The following is a 16180-nucleotide window of genomic DNA, read 5'->3' as shown; positions in this document are numbered from 1 at the left end:
GCGGTCGGACCGGCGAGCCTTCGCCGTGGCGCAGAGGGGCGACAACGATGCACGGAAAGAGTAGGCGAGAGCAGCGATTACACGCGAGTTGGCGGGCAGAGATGTCAGCGGTCGGACGCCTCTGCGTCACCCGGTGGCCGGGTACCATGTTGCCGACGGAGGACCAGCACCTGATCGACTTGGCGACACGGCGCCTGGCCACCAAGTATCCCGACAAGTTCCTTCAGTCAGTCAGCTCTTCGACACCGACGCGTCGTCCTTCGTGGTACGGGATGTACCCGAAGTCGGCTGCCGATCCGAGGAATTCACGCCAGCATTCCTCGCCAAACAACCTCCAGGGCGCCACGCAGACGCGCATGCACAGCGGGGTCGTCGATGTGCTCGCCACGCACCACCACCTGGTAATACCCGGCGCCCGCGACCGCATCGAGACACGCCTCGAGGTCGAGGTCTGAGCGTAAGATTCCGCGCTTGATCCCCGCCCGAAGAAGGTTCTCGATCGGCACTCGTCGGCGGGCAACGTGGGAGCTCCAGTAGGCCTTCTGTAGTGATCGGTCGGCCATCACCAGTCGTATCCGTTGGCGGAAGCGCAAATCTGAATAGCCAGAGGCTCTGACCGAGGTGGGGTCTCCGAGCATCGCATCGAACACCGTCGCGCGCAGGTCCCCATCGGTCGGGAATTCCGGCGGCACAGTGCGCCCCACGTCCAGCGCCGCGGCGATCAGCGCAGTCAGCGACGGCCACCGTCGGTACAGCGCGGCGCGGCTCACCCCACAATGCGCCACGATGCGTGACACCGTGACCTCTTCGTCGGCGTCGATGATCGCAAGAGTCGCCTCGATGATCCGGGCGTCGAGGTCGTCATTGCGCGGGCGGCCGGGACCACGGCCAACCGCGGCCCCGGCCGCCCGCGCCACATTCGAAGTCATGCGGCGAGGGCTCTGTTCCGAAGCCGATTGACGGTGTCGCTGCTGAGGCCGGCGTCGCGCAACGGGCCGAGTGCGTCGCCGTGTCGCTCCCGGAGGGTTGTCAACACGATCGTCATCGCCACGTCCATGCGGCCGTTCAACAGCCCCGAAACCTCCGGCACCTCGAAGTCGAATCCGATCGCCTTCCACATCGCACCCGTCATTACTTTGGTGCGCTCCATGATCGCGAGCATATTGTCACCGGTTCGCGCGTAGTCGGTAATGATGTCCGTATCGGCTGCGCCAAGAGCGAGTAGGAGCATCGCCGCAAGTACACCGGTGCGGTCACGACCCGCGGCACAGTGAAACGCCGTCGTGCCGGGAGCGTGGGCAATGACATTGAGTGCCGTGACAAGCTGGGACGCCGAGGACTCGATCATGTCCAAGTACATCTCGCCCATGGCCTCGTGGCTGAGGCCGGAGAGGTCCTTGGGCGTCGCGGTCATCACGTCCGCGATCAGCGGCAGGTGGTGGTAGGCGACGGGATGCCCGGCGAGCGGTCCACGCCCGGTGTGCGCGACCTCGGCGTTCGAGCGGAGGTCGATCACGCTCACGAGACCGTCCGCGACGAGTGCGGCGGCGTCCTCCTCCGTGCAGGTGGACAGGTCGTCGGCCCGGATGGCGAGGCCGGGACGCAGCACACCACCGGCGATGGCGATTCCGCCGAGGTGACGGAGGTTCACCGGAGAGCTGAGGGTGATCTCGAACGTGGTGGTCATGGCTAGGTGATCCTCCTTCGGATCAGGGCGCTGCCCTGATCGATAACGGTGACGAGCACGATGATGCAGATGATGATGGCGCTGAGATGTCCGTAGTCGTACATCTTCATCGCGGTGGTCAGTTCGAGTCCGATACCGCCCGCGCCGACGAGTCCGAGGATCGTCGCCCCGCGCACGTTGCCTTCGAACAGCAGCAGTGTGTAGGACACGAGATTGGGGGCGGCCTGCGGCAGAATGCCGTAGGTGATGACCTGGCGCTGCGACGCGCCGACCGCTTCCATGGCGACGACCGGTCCGCGGTCGACGGCCTCCATCGCCTCGGCGTAGATCTTGCCGATCGATCCGATCGATCCGAGTGTCATCGCGAGGATGCCGGCGAACGGGCCGAGGCCCACGGCCGAAACGAACATCAGCGCGAAGACCAGGTCGGGGACCGAACGGATGATGTTCATCGTCCAGCGTGCCGCGTAGTACAGCCATTTCGGCGCGATGTTCGACGACGCAGCGAATGCGACCAGCAGCGAGAGAATTCCGCCGAGAACCGTTCCGACGATGGCCATCTGCAGCGTCTCGATGAGCAGTTCGACGATGGTGCCGAACTTCGAGAAGTCGGGCGGGAACAGGCGAGAGAGGAACTCGCCCATGTTGACCGCGCCCTCGGACAGCTTCGCGAAGTCGAACTCGGCGCCGTTGAAGGACCACAACAGTACGATCAGGGCGATCGGGACGCCCGCGAGGAATCTCCCGCGAGGGATCGAGAACGCGCTCTCGAGGCGCTTGCGTTCGGCCGCGTTGAGCGACGGCCTGGTGGCAGCCGATCTCGTCCCCGTCCCGGACGGTTTACGCGAGATCGTCGTCATCGCTGTGCTCCTCGTGTTCGTAGAGCGGGAGAAGTCGCTCGGTGTCGAGTTCGGACGTGGGGGCGGAGATCAGCATCCGGCCCTGCAGGAGGCCCACGATGCGGTCGCTGTGCCGCAGCGCGAGCGGGAGCACGTGCAGGCTGACCAGGACCGGGATCTTGTACTCGGTGGCGATGCCGCGCAGCAGTTCGAGCACCGAGTCGGCAAGCTTGGGATCGAGCGAGGCGACGGGCTCGTCCGCGAGCACGATGCGCGGTTGCTGCATGAGTGCGCGGGCGATCGCGACGCGTTGCTGCTGGCCGCCGCTCAGCGATCGGGCCTGGTCCTTCGCCTTATGGGCGATGCCGACCCGGTCGAGGTAGTGCATCGCGAGTTTCCGTTGCTCGCTGGAGAATCCGCCGATCAGGTTGATCGTGCCTGCGGTGTGCAGTCCACCCGCAAGGACGTTGGTGAGCACGCTCAGCCGCGGAATCAGGTTGAACTGCTGGAACACCTGGCCGACCTCGGCGCGCAGCTGCCGCTGCTCCCGGTTGCGCAGCGCGGTCACATCGTGCCCGACGACCTGCACGCTGCCGCCCGTGATCGGGGCGAAACCGGTGAGGCTCTTCATCAGCGTCGACTTTCCGGATCCGGACGCGCCGAGCAGGGCCACGGTCTCGCCGGCGTGCAGGTCGAGGTCGACGCCGTCGAGCACGGTCTGGTCGTCGTACGCGACCCGGAGGCCGCGCACGGTCACGAGCGCGGAATCCTGGTGTGACACGATCGAAGTCGGTGCGGCGGCGGGGAGCGTGGGGGCGCTCATCCGGCGAGGTCGGACAGGTCGACGCCGGCGACCGCGGCGATGTCGATGAACGACTGGAACGCGGCCGGGCCCGGATCGGTGACCGTCTCGAGGCCGGTGAAGCTGGCCAGGGCGCCGAGCGCACCGGCGTTCTCCTTCGCGAACACCTTCGGCAGGGCCTCCTGGAGCAGGGCGCGGGTCTCGCCGTCGAGCGAGGTCGGCGCGAGGACGGCGCCCGTGATCGGCATCGAGGGGCTCTCGCCGACCCCGCGCCACTCGCCGTCGGCGAAGGGGAACATCGGCGCGCCCATCCTCGTGAGCACGACCGCCGTGCACGCGGCGTCGACCTGGCCCTGCTCGAGTGCGGCGAAGCTGCCCTCGTGACCACCGGCGAAGATCGCCTTGTAGTCGGTGCCCTGCTCGAGGCCGGCCTCGTGGAGCATGTAGACGGGCATGAAGTAGCCGGAGCTCGACGCCTGGTCCGCGAAGGCGACGGTCTTGCCCTTCAGGTCGGCCGGGGTCTGCACCGGCGAGTCGGCGCGCACGACGCAGGTCGAGACCGGGTCGTCGCTGCCCTTCCAGGCGAGGAGCGCGTCGACCTCACCGGTGTTCACTGCGAGCGCCGACGGGAATCCGCTCAAGATGCCGAAGTCGACGTGGTCGGAGCGGATCGCCTCGACGACGCTCAGGTAGTCGGGCACGTCGACGATGTCGACCGGGCGCCCCGTCTCCTTCTCGAGCAGATCGGCGAGGGCCTCGATGGGGTTCGCCTTCGTCGGATCGTCGACGAGCGGAGTGGTGGCGAGGGTGATGGTGCCGTCGGCTCCCGCGGAACCCTCGGCGTCCGCGCTGTCCGACGAGCAGGCGGTCAGCGCGACGACGAGGGCGCCGGCGCCCAGGAGTCCGAGGAGGGGTGTGGTGTGGCGACGCATGGTGTCCCTTTCACGCGGTCACGTCGGGGTGGTTTCGAGAACACCGGTATTCGAACCGCTGGAGGTGACGCACAATTACGAGACCGCCGTACCGGAATCGGGACACCAGGTGAACACTCGGCGGCGCAGATGTGATCCGAGACTCGGAAGCCCTGGTGTGGCGGGTCAGTGGACGGAGTGAGCCCTCGTCGAGCACGCGGCGCCGGAGTTGACCGCACTGCACCGAGGCACTGGACGGTTTCGTCGACGGTCTCGTCACGCGGGCCGGATCCGCTCCGGGCGCGCAGCCACCGGACCGGGACACGCCCAGTTGACGTGACCACCCAGGACCCGGGGCGAACCCTGAAACGTCTGGTCGCCAGAGTGTCCGAGCGGGTCGACAAGGTCGGTTTGGCAGTTCGTCCCGCACCGAGCGCGACGAACTGATCCCCCGGCGCCCGCAAGGGAGCCAAGCGGATCCGCTACGCGACGGAAGTGATTCGCCCACTGGCTCTGAAGAAGACGGCGCGGGCGCTGAAGCGCTTCGACGACTTCCAGGACGTCCTCGGCGAATTCCAGCTCGACAGTGGCGCGGGAGCAGCTGCGCGCCCGTGCCCGGCGACGCAGGCACTCGGCATCACCGCCGACTGTGATGACGGCGCGGTCGGAGGGCGTCGGATCAATCGCGACGCCCGCAGTGCCCGCGATTCCGGCAATCACCTGGACTCGTCGTCGGCAAGCGCACGTCTGCGTTGCAGCATCGAAGCCCCGGCTGCGCGCCCGTCACGCGGGCCCGGCCTTCTCCGCGCGGCGGTCCTGGTCCTGGTCCGGCCGGACGCGAACTTCCGCGGGCCGGACGAATGCTGGCGACAGTCGATGCGAAAGCCAAATGGTTTGTACACCAACGAGTTTCACTTCATGTGGTGGATAGATGTTTCTGCACGCCAGGTCTGTCGACTCCGCCGAACGTCGGCTCCGCAGCACGAAAGCACTGCGCAACAAGGCACCGCGCTCGGGCGCACAGCCGAGGCGGCTCAGGCCCATTGCCTGATCCTGGACATCGCGGGAGCGTTCCCGGACACCGAGATCGTCGAGCGTGGTCGCAGGTCCGCGTTCGACCTGGCGGCCTGCTACACGCAGCTCGGTCGCCACCGTGCCGCAGCGGATCTCGACCTCTGGATGTGCTCGGCGGGTCACCTTCGGATTCAGCCGGGACGAGGGCACGAACATCGCCCGCGCCGCGAGAATGTCGGCGCGGGAGGCCCGGCGCTCACGATGAGGTACTCGAACAGCACCGCCCCATCATCTGGGTCGGTCGTGCGCTACTGCGCGCCGTCCCACGAGTGCACGGTGACCCAGTCGACGTAGAAGTTTCCGCTGCCAAGATCGGGATACAGGCTCGATTCCAGCTGAAGCTGCCAGCGCATCGGGGTGTTCGGCACCCCGCGCTGTGATTCGAGGAGCACCTTCCCGTCGAGGATGTAGCGAACCGTGGTCGGGGTCCACTCGGTGGTCACGACGCGCCAGTCGGTGAACGTCGAGTAGTCGTACTCCGAGATCGCCTGGGAGTTCGCCGTCGCGTCGGGCTCGGCGAAGTGGTGGTAGCCGCGGATCGGCCCGGTCAGTTCGCCCTCGGGGAAGTTGAGTTCGCCCTCGGTCGGCCAGACCTCGGAGTCGGGCCAGAGCAGCATCGCCAGCCGGTAGCCCGTGATGAACGGGTTGCTGACCTTGATGCGAGCCGAGTAGCGGCCGTACAGCTGAGCCTGGTCGTCGCCCGAGACCAGCGGTGACAGGTTGGCGCCGGCCCGCTTCCCGTCCACTTCGTGGAGGTTGTAGTCGAGGGCGCCGTCGTGGACGCTGAGCACTTCGTCGGCTCGGTAGGGGAAGCTGTTGAAGGTGTCGGTGTAGCACTCCGGGTACGCGGTCCACCGGGTGTTCTCGGTTCCGGTGTAGACGACTTTGCGGGGGTTGTCGCACTCGTCATTGGCGAAGCTGCCCACTGGTGCGTCGGTGGTGAAGTCGTCGACGAAGATCTCCTTCCAACCCGGGAGCGGTGCTCGTGGAGCGGACTCGGTTCCGGACACCGCGGTATTCATGCTGCCTGTCACGGAGCTGCCCACGTCGGAGCTGCCGACCCATTCGAGCCCGTCGGGGAGGGTGATCTGGGCCGTGGCGGCCGGGGCCGCGACAACTCCGAGCGCGGTCAGCGCGGCGACCACGGCACCTGCGCGGCGGCTGAAACGGCGCGAAATGAGGGACATCCGTCAACTCCAGGGTCAGTGAACATTCGTTGTTCACAATAAAGGAGCCGCCTGGATGGCCAGGTATGTCCGTTTCCGGGTGTTCGTGCACCAGTCTGGTCAGTGGGCCGAGGTGCTCGTCTTCGCGGTGGCTGCCGGTGAGCACCTCCCGCCCGTGGGACACCGGTGACGTCGACGCGGACTGGGCGGGCTACTTCCTGCCCGGCACCGACGTGCTGCGCAACCGGGTCGGGGCCACCACCGGTGACGAGCTCGCCGACGCCGAGAACGACCTCGTCGAGGTCCGGGTCGCCGAGCTGCGCGACGATCCCACTCCCGTGCCTCGCACCTACGACCTGACGCACCTGCAGGCCCTGCACCGGTTTCTGTTCCAGGACGTTTTCGAGTGGGCCGGGGATCTGGGACCGTCGGCATCGAGAAGGCCGGCGAATCGTTCATTCCGCCGCGGGAGATCGCGCGCCCGGTCGCACACATCGCCGAGGAGATCGCCCGCACGGACCGGCTGCGTGGCGTCGCCGACGACCGACTGCCGGACGTGTTGGCCTATATGTACGACTACGTCAACTTCGCGCACCCGTTCCGGGAGGGCAACGGCCGCACCCAGCGGGAGTTCTTCGACCAGTTGCTGTCCGAGTCCGGGCGGGGTCTGGCGTGGAACCTGATCGACAAGACCGAGCTGCACCACGCGTGCCACTTCTCGACCCCCGCACACCATCAGAGGGCGAGAGTCCGGACGGTTGAACAGGACTCCTGGGCGGACTGTTCGCCCAGTACCCGTCTGCTCGCAGGTCGCGATGATCACCCGGATGTGACGAATTCAGTGTGTGGCGAGTGCACGCTCCGCGAGCGCGGTGACGACGGGCGTGAGCGCCAGTGCATGCTCGAGCGTCAGGTGGTTGTCGTCACGGAAAACCAGGTTCTTACCGACGATGACGGGGCAGCGGTCGGCGGTGCAGAACAGGTCCGTGAGGTCGGCGTACTGTCCGCCGGCGGCGGTGGTGGCCGCGGCCTCGGCCGCGACGCCGGCGGCGTTCACCGAGACGGGGCGCGGGGGCGAGCACGCGGTCGTGTCGTCCAGGTGGGCGGACAGGCAGGTCGGCACGGTCGAGTGCGGGTCCGGGACCGGACCGAGGACGAGCACGGCCGCCCCGGTGGCCCGCAGCTGGGCCACGACGCGCGTGAGGCTGTCGAGCCAGGCGGGGCCGTACATGGTGAACCCGAAGTCGCCGCCGTAGCGCCGGGACATGCTCAGCACGATCAACTGCGGACGCTCGGCCTGCAGTCGCTCGATGATCTGGTCACGCCACTGTTCGCACTCGGTGTATTCCCGGCCGAGGTAGGGGCTGGTGATCGGCAGGTCGAGGAGTGGGCAGGTGACCTTGCCCATGGTCTCGAGGCGCCAGTGTCGTTGCTCGGCCGCCGATTCGAGAGCGGGATCCCACATCGCGGCGTGTGAGTCGCCGACCAGGGCGACTGTCGTGGTCGAGGCAGGGTCGCCCGAGGCGCACTCGCTCTGTCCGACCTCGAGCCAGGACCGCACGCAGCCGTTGACGAACACCCCGGGCTTGTCGGCCGGCGCATCGGCCAGCGACGGCGACAGGTTCGACGGGACCTCCGGTGTCGCGGCCGACTGCGTGACCGCGGCCTGGACCTGCGCGGTCAGCTGTTGCACCTCGGCGTCGTGGGGGTCGACCGCTGGTGTCGCCACCGGCGACGCGGCGGTGACCGTGAGGTCCGCGGCCGCCGCGCCGTGGCCGACCGGGACGGGACGTGCGACCAGCAGCACCAGTCCGGTGCACACGGCCACGGCCGTGACGGCTGCACCGAGCGCGAGACTCCGCGACGCCGAATCCCGCAGCGGCGCGGCGAACCGGACAGGATTCTCGACGAGGTGCAACGTGAGCACCGCCAACCCGCCGGACAGCGCCATCGCCCCGAGCCGTCCGGACAGGTCGAGGGAATGGCCGAGCAGCGCCGGCACCAGCAGCAGCACCGGCCAGTGCCAGAGATACCAGGAGTACGACACGCGGCCGACCGCCCGGACCGGCGGCAGCGACAGAGCGCGACCGACCCCCAGCCGCGACGCGGCGCAGCCGGATCCGATCACCAGGACGGTGCCCAGGACCGGAAGCAGTGCGGCGGTGCCGGGGTAGGGCGTCGTCTCGCCCAGCCGAGTACAGGCCAGGACCAGCAGGGCCAGTCCCGCCCACCCCGCGACGGCGGCGACCGACGAGGGCAGCCGACGCCAGCCGTGTACCGAAAGCGCGACGAGCCCGCCGGCGGCCAGCTCCCAGGCACGCGACGGCAGCGAGAAGAACGCCCACGGCGGCAGCGTGTCGGTCCAGGCCAACGAGACGGCGAACGACGTTGCCGCGACCAGGGCGAGCACGAGCACGTACGGCATCGCGGACGCCGTCGCGGCCGTGCCGCGGCGACGCGCACTGTGTCGAACCAGCACGGCGGCCCCGACGATCAGCCCCGGCCACAGCAGGTAGAACTGCTCTTCCACGCCGAGGGACCAGTAGTGCTGGAACGGCGACGGCGGCGCGTCCGCCGCCAGGTAGTCGGTGCCGTGCAGGGCGAACCGATAGTTCCCGACATAGAGCGCGCTGGCGATCTCGTCGCCGAGGACGTCCCGTGCCTGCAGCGGAGGCAGCAGTAGTGCCGAGGCGAACGCGGTGACGACCAGTACGAGACCCGCGGCGGGCAGCAGCCGACGGGCCCGCGCGCCGTAGAACCGGGCGAGGCCGACGGTGCCGGTGGTGGACACGTCCCGCCACAGCATCCCCGTGATCAGGAAACCCGAGACGACGAAGAAGATGTCGACGCCGACGAATCCGCCGTCCAGGCCGGGCACGCCCGCGTGGAAGAGAACCACGGCGACCACCGCGCCGGCCCGCAGGCCCTCGATGTCCGGGCGAAAAGTGCTCCCGGTCCGCGTGGCAGCGGCATCGGCCGAGCTGTCGCCGCCGGATCGGCGCTCGTGTTCTGCAGTGGCAACCGTGCTCACGTCCACCAGCCGTCCTTCCCCGAAAGTCCAGCCACCTCCCATGGCCCGGGCGGACGCACAGGGGCCGAGGTCTCCTGCGGGGCCCCGCCGAAGCATCGCGTGGATCATTCCACCGGTGCCCCGATGCGGTCCCGAGCCACGCCGGAGCGGCGGTCTCCTGGCGGGAAGCGCAAGAAAGGTCGACAAGGCGGGGAGTGGAGGAGTGGGGGAGTGGGGCTCAGGCTGGCACGGGCCATGGTTGTCCGGTGATTGCGGCCACCGTGGTTGATGACAGCGATCCTGTCGGCTGACTCCGGGCCCGCCACGGCAATACCTACAGGCGGTTCATCTCGCGCAGCGAGTACGACAGATCCACCATGAGAACATGAAGCTCACAGTTCAGACGTTCCTGACCCTGGACGGCGTGATGCAGGCCCCCGGCGGACCTGACGAAGATCCCAGCGACACCTTCACCCACGGCGGCTGGCAGGCCCCGTTCCCCGACCCGGCCGTCGGCGAGTTCGTCGCCGAGCTCAACAGCCACGCCAGCGCATTCCTGTTCGGTCGAAGAACGTTCGACATCTTCCGCGGCTACTGGCCTGATCAGACCGACCCCGCCAACCCCATTGCCACGGCGATCAACTCGCTGCCCAAGTACGTAGTGTCCAACTCGCTCAGCGAGGCCACCTGGCGAGGCGAGCACCCCGACACCGCTCGCCTCGTGACCGGCGACGTCGTCGCGGCAGCGCAGGCACTGAAGGACGAACCCGGCGACGAGCTGCAGATCTGGGGAAGCAGCAACCTGCTCCAGACGCTGTTGCAGCACGAGCTCGTCGACCGCTTCCGCCTGATGACCTTTCCGCTGCTGCTCGGCTCCGGTCGCCGCCTGTTCAACGACGGCGTCCTCCCGGCGACGATGCGCCCTGTCGACCTCACCGTTACCGATCTCGGCATAGTCCTCGGCACCTATGAACCAGCCGGTCCGGTTCGCCACGGTCAGATGTAACTCGCGTCGGGGATGGCCATGTCGGGCCGTCACGTCGCGGTTGGCCATCACCGTGGCGATGACGGCGATGCACACGGCAGCGTAGGCGGCGAGCGTGCCAACGGCGGTGCCGGTCGAGGGAGCTCCGGGCTGGTCGTGCTGCCTCCGAGCGCGGTACCGCGGGGTTCGTCCGAGGCCTCCCCGTTCGCCGAACACTGCTACGCGTTCGGGCGCAGCAGAAAGCGATGCTGTTCGGCCGCACCATCGAGGCCTCGACCGCGGACATGACCGACTACTTCGGGCGCCCCGGCGAAGGCACCGCGATCGCCGCGGACCTCCTCAGACGAGTCCACGAAGCCTGCTCGACAACCGGCAGTCGAATTCCCTCGCCGACCCGAACTCCTCTCCTGGGCAAGAAATCTGACGAACACCTCCAGCCGCGCCCAGCATCCAGACGCACGCCCGGGCCAGTAGCCAACGGTAGTCCCAAATATCGGCTATATAGTTCATATTGTGCCACAACATTTTTGAGGACACAGTGTCGCTGTACGACGCGGTGCAGCTTGCCGAGCGAGGAGGGTTCGCGGCAACCTTGGAGGCGCGTATTCCCAGGATGTCGGCGGTGTTGCCGGCGAGGCGAGCCACGTCATCATCATCGGCGCCCGGACAACCTGCGCCGAGAAACCGGTGCCACCGTCGGATTCAACCTCCCGGGCAGTTATGGGACGCCTAACCACCCCCGTCGGCGGCCAGCCGATACCCCACACCTCGGATCGTTTCGATCGCCTTGCACCCGAACGGCGTGTCGATCCGCCTGCGCAGGTAGCTGACGTACACCTCCACGACGTTCTCGTCGCCGCGGTAGTTGACGTCCCACACCGAACGCAGGATCTCCGCCTTCGTGACCACCTCGCCCTTGCGCCGCATCAGGAATTCGAGCATCGCGAATTCCCTTGGGGTCAAGGTCAGTTCGGCTCCCCCTCGGGTGGCGGTGTGGGCGGTGGGATCGACGGTCAGCGACCCGGCGGTCAGCACGACGGCGCGAGCCGGCGCGCCGCGACGCACCAGCGCCCGCAGCCGGGCGATCAGCACCACGAACGAGAACGGCTTCGTCAGGTAGTCGTCGGCCCCGAAGTCGAAGGCGTCGGCCTGGTCGTACTCCCCGTCCTTCGCGGTCAGCATCAGCACCGGCGTCCACACTCCCCGGGCGCGCAACTGCCGCACCACCTCATACCCGTTGAGCCCGGGCATCATGATGTCGAGGACCACGACGTCGAAGTGCTCCGTACTCGCCTTCTCAAGACCACTGTGACCGTCGTGCACGACATCGACGACCCAGCCCTCGGCGACCAGCATCCGACGCACCGTCTCCGCAACGTTCCGGTCGTCGTCCACCACCAGTACTCGCACGCAACCACTATCCCTGCTCGACTCCGAAAGTGGTGTTCCGTCGCGTGAAGGACCTCGTCAACATCACCGAGATGTACCTGCGGACAGGTACCGACCGACGGTGATCGTGGCCCCGTGACATTCATCCAAGGCTCACCGGGACCGACAGTGCGGCATCGTAATAGACCGCGCACTGGACGCCGGCATGCACGCCGAGTGTCCGGTTGGGAACTCCCTCGACAAGGCCCATCGTGAGTAGCGCCACAACTCCGAGGCGGCTTCCCTCATCGAGGGTCACGACCAGCGCCAACCCACAAAGGCGCTGATTACGGCTTCGTGGCTGATCGAGCGGCGCCACGAGGTTGTGGGACAACACTGTTGGTTCATCACCTTCAGGGTGTCGTTGAATGCCGCGGTCCCGGCCGTGACTCGGGCACGGATAGGCGGAGCGTAGTGACTTCTGAAACGCTGGGAACTGTTTGATGCAGAGAAGGAGAAGGTCGCCTGGGCGTCCGGTCAACAGCCATCTACAGTGTTTCCGAGACCTGCGGTGGTGAAGGTCAGCCGACTTCGGCACCGGACGGCGGACGACCGTGAGTTCATCGGGGTACGGTACAGCGCCGGATGGACGCGGCCGGCACGCAGCTGGAAGACGAGCGCGATTAGAACAGTGCGAAGAACACCACGGTGCTGACCACCCTCGAACTCTGCAACTGGCGGGCCAGACCACCCCGGGCACATAGCCCGGCGGACACGACGGATGTGGTGCAACGGACTGATGCCGAGCACCGAGTCGGGCAGCTCGAACGTCGGTCCGAGGATGGTCGGCCCGAACGAACACCGAGCCACCCGCGGAACTTGCGCCAACGACGGCGTCCTCGAGCGCGGGTCATCCGCACACTCAGCGTCCCTTAAGCATTACCTCAGTAAGGTTTGCCTCAGTCAACAAGCTTGGCTCGCCAATTGCGCAGGGCGCGTGGGACCAACCGCGCCGCGCATGATGTCGATCACACACCGCGCCGCCGAGGCAGCGCGGTGCCCAAATCCGAAAGGACCCAACATGGGTGTTTCACGCAAGCTGGCCGGTGCCGGTGTCGTTGCCGGACTCTCCGCACTCGCTCTCGTTTCCAGCCCTGCGCTTTCGGCGGCTCAGGTCACCGGCACCTGGACCGCGACCGTGTCCGGCTCGCAGATCACCACCACGGTCACGGGTCTGAAGACCACGCTGCCGTTCAACTACTGCGAGGGCTACGTGTACCGCGGCGACGCCACCGCCTTCGACCGGGCCAACAAGGTCCAGGAGTACCTCATCACGGGCACGGACATGGTGCAGAACCAGATTCTCGCCGGTGTCACCGGTTCGGGCACCTCGACGGACCTGGCCACCGGCGAGTACTGGGTGGTCACCAAGTGCAAGGAGATCGGCGACACCGCCTACCAGACCGTCGGCGCTCCCCTGAAGGTGGCGGTCACCGAGGGTGCTGTTGCTCCCGAGACCGGCGGCGTCGAGGATCTCTTCAGCCAGTTCGGCAGCTAGTCTGCAGGTTTCGCGATCCGGGTGCGGTCGGCGGGCTGGGTCCGCCGGCCGCACCCGGCACGTTGACGGGGCTCTGCGCACATCTCCGGTGGCGTTGATACCTGTCCCCGATCGACGCCACCGTAGCGGCGGGGCTGGTGCTGGCGGTGGACACCCTGGACACCGCCGTCACCGTCTACCTCCTCGCCCAGATGCTGCGCCACCTCCACGTGATGCTCCCCATCCCGATCCGTTCTCGTCGTCACCACCTCTCCGCGACCCTGCTGTTCATTCCGCACTTCGGCCAGATCGGGTCGGCATGGGCTCCTGACAGATTCCGTCGGAGCGCGCTGATGCACTGGTCACCGCGTCGATGCTGGGAAGCTGTCGGACAGGGCGTAGACGACACGGGACCCGGCTGGTCCTCCCCGGAACGGGTCCCTCGAAGCGATCCTGGACGGACGCCGGTGTGGGACACCCTCGGATTCCTGAGGCAGTTGGGTGTCGTCTCCGCCGGATGAGCTGCCCCAACCCGACGAGTTGCGATCACACGTCGCGATGGCGGGCGCATCATACCGAGCGACGATTGGTCCGATGACGTCGCCCGCCTTAGCCTCCTCGACGGCTGGGCGGCGGGTCCGCCGACCGCGGCACCTCCGTGATTGTGCATCCGAGAATGTGTGATCTACGAGCCCCGTTGGTTACGTCCATGCGTTGATGGGCGCCGAAGCCGACGCAGTGAGTGGTGCCGGCAGCGGAAGCGCCGCCTCGACGATCTCCTTTCCAAGATCCGTGCCGGCCGCGGTGGCCAGCGACGTCACTTGGGTCGGAGTCGCGATCGGCGATCTGTGAGATCGAGAACGGGGGGCAGGCCCGCCTCTTCTGCGGCCTGCCGCCGTTCGGGTTCCCTGTCGCAGAATCGTTCGTATTCCGGGCCGCGAATCGAGCGCTCGCGGCCGGCGGATAGGCCGCGGGTCGGGCTGTCTCAAAGCCGGTCTCATCGGGTGTGGCGCGAAACCTCGTGAGACACAGGACCTGCGGTGCGGCCTGCTCCTCTGCTACGGCGATCTCGCCGTACTTGGCAACGGGATGGTTGTCGAAGACGTAGGACTTCGCGGCGCCGGACCGCGCGGCTTCGACGACCGACTCGTCGGCCGAGAACGATCGTTTGCGGTCTGCCCGAGATTCGGCCGCGCAGAGTGCCGGTCTGTGGGGCGCACCATGCTTCGGTGCCACCGACTCCGTTCCCCTTGCGCCGATTCCGGCTCCGGCACCCGTGCTGGTGCAGTGTCGCGCCAACTACTGCTGCGATACCGGATGGATCGGGGGTCGCGCTGCTGGGCGTCACTGGGAGACGGACGTTGCCCCTTGGGGGTTGACATCAACATCTGCAAAATAGATGATCTGTACGTTCAGTTCAGTTCAGTTCAGTTCAGTTCATTATCCACCGCACGTCGCAGTCCGCGGCAAACTCCCGGCTGGATTTTCTCGACTTCTGTCGAGTTGTCTCTCGCCCTCACGTGGAATGGCGGCGAATAACCATGGAGGTGTGCATGCGAGATCGCAGGAGCAGACCTTCGCCACGGTCCGGGCGACCGATCCGTCGGCCTTCGCCTTGTTCACTGTCTAGGTGAGCGTTTCGAGGGTGAACCAGAGCACCCGCAGGTCGGCCTCGACCGTCCCCCGGCCGACGAGGTGCAACGTCTCGTCCCCGCCGCGTTCTGAACTCGGCACATCGTCTTGCCGCATATTTCGCATGCTAGATAGATTTCGGCAACCTTCTCCGCCCAGAGTTGCTTGCACCCTGCAAACAACGCGATTGTGAAAGGCTGTTCATGCCGCGTATCCACCGCATTCCCGCTGCACTGTTTCTCACCGGCGCCACACTGGTCGGAGGCAGTGGGCTCGCCTACGCGGAGCCTCCGCTGCCGCCGGCACTCGTCAGCATCCTCGACGCCGCGTCCTCCGCCGCCGGTATCAGCGTCCCCGCCGCGGACGCGCCACGCCTCGCGAGCGTCGACAACTTCCGCGACGTGGCCGGAACCGGCACCGGGTACACCACCCCCGACGGACACGTGAACAAGGGGGTGTTCTTCCGATCCAAAGCCCTCGTCCCGAACGATGCCGACCTCGCGACACTGGGCACCCTGGGCATCTCCACCGTGTACGACCTGCGCAGCGACGAGGAGATCGCGCAGAAGCCGGACGTCCTCCCCCAGGGTGCCGCCTACGTCCACGTCCCGATCCTGTCCGGCGACCTCTCCGGCTTCGCCAACATCACGACGCCGGACCAGGCCCGCGAGGCCATGCGCCAGGTGAACCGCCTCTTCGTCACCGGCGACGTCGAACGCGCGGCGTTCGGCCGGCTGCTGACCTCGTTCGCCGAGACGGACGGCGCACAGCTCTTCCACTGCACCGCAGGCAAGGACCGCACCGGATGGACGTCCTATCTGTTGCTGTCGATCGCCGGTGTGGACCCGCAGACCATCATGGACGACTACCTCCTCACCAACGAGTACTCCCGCGACTCGATCGCGAGCACCTTCGCGGCGATCGTCCAGCGCCGCGGCGAGGAAGCCGCCGCCGTCTACGCACCGATACTCGGCGTCGAGGCGTCGTACCTGCAGGCGGGCATCGACCAACTCACGGCCGACTACGGCACCGTCGAGAACTACCTCACCGCCGGCCTGGGCCTGAGCGGCGACACCATCGCCGCGCTGAAGGCCGAGCTCGTCGGCTGACCATCACACCGCGGCCCGGCACACCCGGGCCGCGGTGCGGACCGCTCATCGGGAGGATCC

Annotated in this window: 13 protein-coding genes and 2 pseudogenes; 6 read left to right on the top strand and 9 right to left on the bottom strand. The window is 67.3% G+C overall.

Going from position 1 to position 16180, the window contains the following annotated elements:
- Positions 1 to 305 precede the first annotated feature (305 nt).
- From ACFYVR_RS24755 to phnD, 5 genes are all read right to left on the bottom strand, one after another.
- Positions 306 to 929 carry a TetR/AcrR family transcriptional regulator gene (locus ACFYVR_RS24755; RefSeq protein ID WP_387478314.1) on the bottom strand — a complete coding sequence of 208 codons (624 nt, stop codon included), beginning with the start codon at positions 927 to 929 and terminating at the stop codon, positions 306 to 308.
- Positions 926 to 1687, bottom strand: coding sequence for a tyrosine-protein phosphatase (locus tag ACFYVR_RS24750; RefSeq protein ID WP_387478311.1), 762 nt, complete (start codon positions 1685 to 1687; stop codon positions 926 to 928). Before ACFYVR_RS24750 ends, ACFYVR_RS24755 begins: the two co-directional genes overlap by 4 nt.
- Before the next feature lie 2 nt (positions 1688 to 1689).
- Complete coding sequence (gene phnE / locus ACFYVR_RS24745; RefSeq protein ID WP_387478308.1) at positions 1690 to 2547, bottom strand: phosphonate ABC transporter, permease protein PhnE; 858 nt, start codon at positions 2545 to 2547, stop codon at positions 1690 to 1692.
- Complete coding sequence (locus ACFYVR_RS24740) at positions 2528 to 3283, bottom strand: phosphonate ABC transporter ATP-binding protein (protein WP_387478305.1); 756 nt, start codon at positions 3281 to 3283, stop codon at positions 2528 to 2530. The genes phnE and ACFYVR_RS24740 overlap by 20 nt, the downstream gene beginning before the upstream one ends.
- Before the next feature lie 62 nt (positions 3284 to 3345).
- Complete coding sequence (gene phnD, locus ACFYVR_RS24735; RefSeq protein ID WP_387478303.1) at positions 3346 to 4260, bottom strand: phosphate/phosphite/phosphonate ABC transporter substrate-binding protein; 915 nt, start codon at positions 4258 to 4260, stop codon at positions 3346 to 3348.
- 447 nt (positions 4261 to 4707) lie between these two features.
- Here phnD and ACFYVR_RS24730 point away from each other — a divergent pair.
- Positions 4708 to 5607: pseudogene (locus tag ACFYVR_RS24730) on the top strand (hypothetical protein); the annotation flags it as partial.
- Here ACFYVR_RS24730 and ACFYVR_RS24725 read toward each other — a convergent pair.
- Entirely contained in the window at positions 5562 to 6500 is a 939-nt protein-coding gene (locus ACFYVR_RS24725) for a glycoside hydrolase family 16 protein (protein WP_387478301.1), read from the bottom strand. The pseudogene ACFYVR_RS24730 and the gene ACFYVR_RS24725 overlap by 46 nt on opposite strands.
- A 137-nt stretch (positions 6501 to 6637) precedes the next feature.
- On the opposite strand from ACFYVR_RS24725, the pseudogene ACFYVR_RS24720 reads away from it, so the two are divergent.
- Positions 6638 to 7194, top strand: a pseudogene (locus ACFYVR_RS24720) (Fic/DOC family protein); the annotation flags it as partial.
- Between the two features lie 123 nt (positions 7195 to 7317).
- Here the strand turns inward: ACFYVR_RS24720 and ACFYVR_RS24715 are convergent.
- On the bottom strand, positions 7318 to 9510 hold the full coding sequence (locus ACFYVR_RS24715) for an SGNH hydrolase domain-containing protein (RefSeq protein WP_387478378.1): 2193 nt from the start codon (positions 9508 to 9510) through the stop codon (positions 7318 to 7320).
- Between the two features lie 364 nt (positions 9511 to 9874).
- Between ACFYVR_RS24715 and ACFYVR_RS24710 the strand changes: the two genes are divergently transcribed.
- Entirely contained in the window at positions 9875 to 10495 is a 621-nt protein-coding gene (locus ACFYVR_RS24710; protein ID WP_387478299.1) for a dihydrofolate reductase family protein, read from the top strand.
- Positions 10496 to 11203: 708 nt separating this feature from the next.
- On the opposite strand, the gene ACFYVR_RS24705 is transcribed toward ACFYVR_RS24710, so the two are convergent.
- Positions 11204 to 11884 carry a response regulator transcription factor gene (locus ACFYVR_RS24705; RefSeq protein ID WP_387478297.1) on the bottom strand — a complete coding sequence of 227 codons (681 nt, stop codon included), beginning with the start codon at positions 11882 to 11884 and terminating at the stop codon, positions 11204 to 11206.
- A gap of 1039 nt (positions 11885 to 12923) precedes the next feature.
- Here ACFYVR_RS24705 and ACFYVR_RS24700 point away from each other — a divergent pair.
- Together ACFYVR_RS24700 and ACFYVR_RS24695 are read left to right on the top strand one after the other, a co-directional pair.
- Positions 12924 to 13400: a hypothetical protein gene (locus ACFYVR_RS24700; RefSeq protein ID WP_387478295.1), complete on the top strand. Its 477-nt coding sequence runs from the start codon at positions 12924 to 12926 to the stop codon at positions 13398 to 13400.
- 146 nt (positions 13401 to 13546) lie between these two features.
- Positions 13547 to 13900: a hypothetical protein gene (locus tag ACFYVR_RS24695; protein ID WP_387478293.1), complete on the top strand. Its 354-nt coding sequence runs from the start codon at positions 13547 to 13549 to the stop codon at positions 13898 to 13900.
- Positions 13901 to 15005: 1105 nt separating this feature from the next.
- Here the strand turns inward: ACFYVR_RS24695 and ACFYVR_RS24690 are convergent.
- Positions 15006 to 15128: a hypothetical protein gene (locus ACFYVR_RS24690; protein ID WP_387478291.1), complete on the bottom strand. Its 123-nt coding sequence runs from the start codon at positions 15126 to 15128 to the stop codon at positions 15006 to 15008.
- A gap of 86 nt (positions 15129 to 15214) precedes the next feature.
- Between ACFYVR_RS24690 and ACFYVR_RS24685 the strand changes: the two genes are divergently transcribed.
- Positions 15215 to 16120: a tyrosine-protein phosphatase gene (locus tag ACFYVR_RS24685; RefSeq protein ID WP_387478289.1), complete on the top strand. Its 906-nt coding sequence runs from the start codon at positions 15215 to 15217 to the stop codon at positions 16118 to 16120.
- Positions 16121 to 16180 lie beyond the last annotated feature (60 nt).

The organism is Rhodococcus sp. NPDC003318, assembly GCF_042879035.1.
Lineage (GTDB): Bacteria > Actinomycetota > Actinomycetes > Mycobacteriales > Mycobacteriaceae > Rhodococcus_G.
This window is presented reverse-complemented; position numbering and strand designations above follow the sequence as displayed.

What these genes read in the sequence shown, in the direction of transcription:
- ACFYVR_RS24755 (WP_387478314.1), bottom strand. Translation starts at nt 929, where the DNA reads ATGACTTCGAATGTGGCGCGGGCGGCCGGGGCCGCGGTTGGCCGTGGT.
- ACFYVR_RS24750 (WP_387478311.1), bottom strand. Translation starts at nt 1,687, where the DNA reads ATGACCACCACGTTCGAGATCACCCTCAGCTCTCCGGTGAACCTCCGT.
- phnE (WP_387478308.1), bottom strand. Translation starts at nt 2,547, where the DNA reads ATGACGACGATCTCGCGTAAACCGTCCGGGACGGGGACGAGATCGGCT.
- phnD (WP_387478303.1), bottom strand. Translation starts at nt 4,260, where the DNA reads ATGCGTCGCCACACCACACCCCTCCTCGGACTCCTGGGCGCCGGCGCC.
- ACFYVR_RS24725 (WP_387478301.1), bottom strand. Translation starts at nt 6,500, where the DNA reads ATGTCCCTCATTTCGCGCCGTTTCAGCCGCCGCGCAGGTGCCGTGGTC.
- ACFYVR_RS24710 (WP_387478299.1), top strand. Translation starts at nt 9,875, where the DNA reads ATGAAGCTCACAGTTCAGACGTTCCTGACCCTGGACGGCGTGATGCAG.
- ACFYVR_RS24700 (WP_387478295.1), top strand. Translation starts at nt 12,924, where the DNA reads ATGGGTGTTTCACGCAAGCTGGCCGGTGCCGGTGTCGTTGCCGGACTC.
- ACFYVR_RS24690 (WP_387478291.1), bottom strand. Translation starts at nt 15,128, where the DNA reads ATGCGGCAAGACGATGTGCCGAGTTCAGAACGCGGCGGGGACGAGACG.
- ACFYVR_RS24685 (WP_387478289.1), top strand. Translation starts at nt 15,215, where the DNA reads ATGCCGCGTATCCACCGCATTCCCGCTGCACTGTTTCTCACCGGCGCC.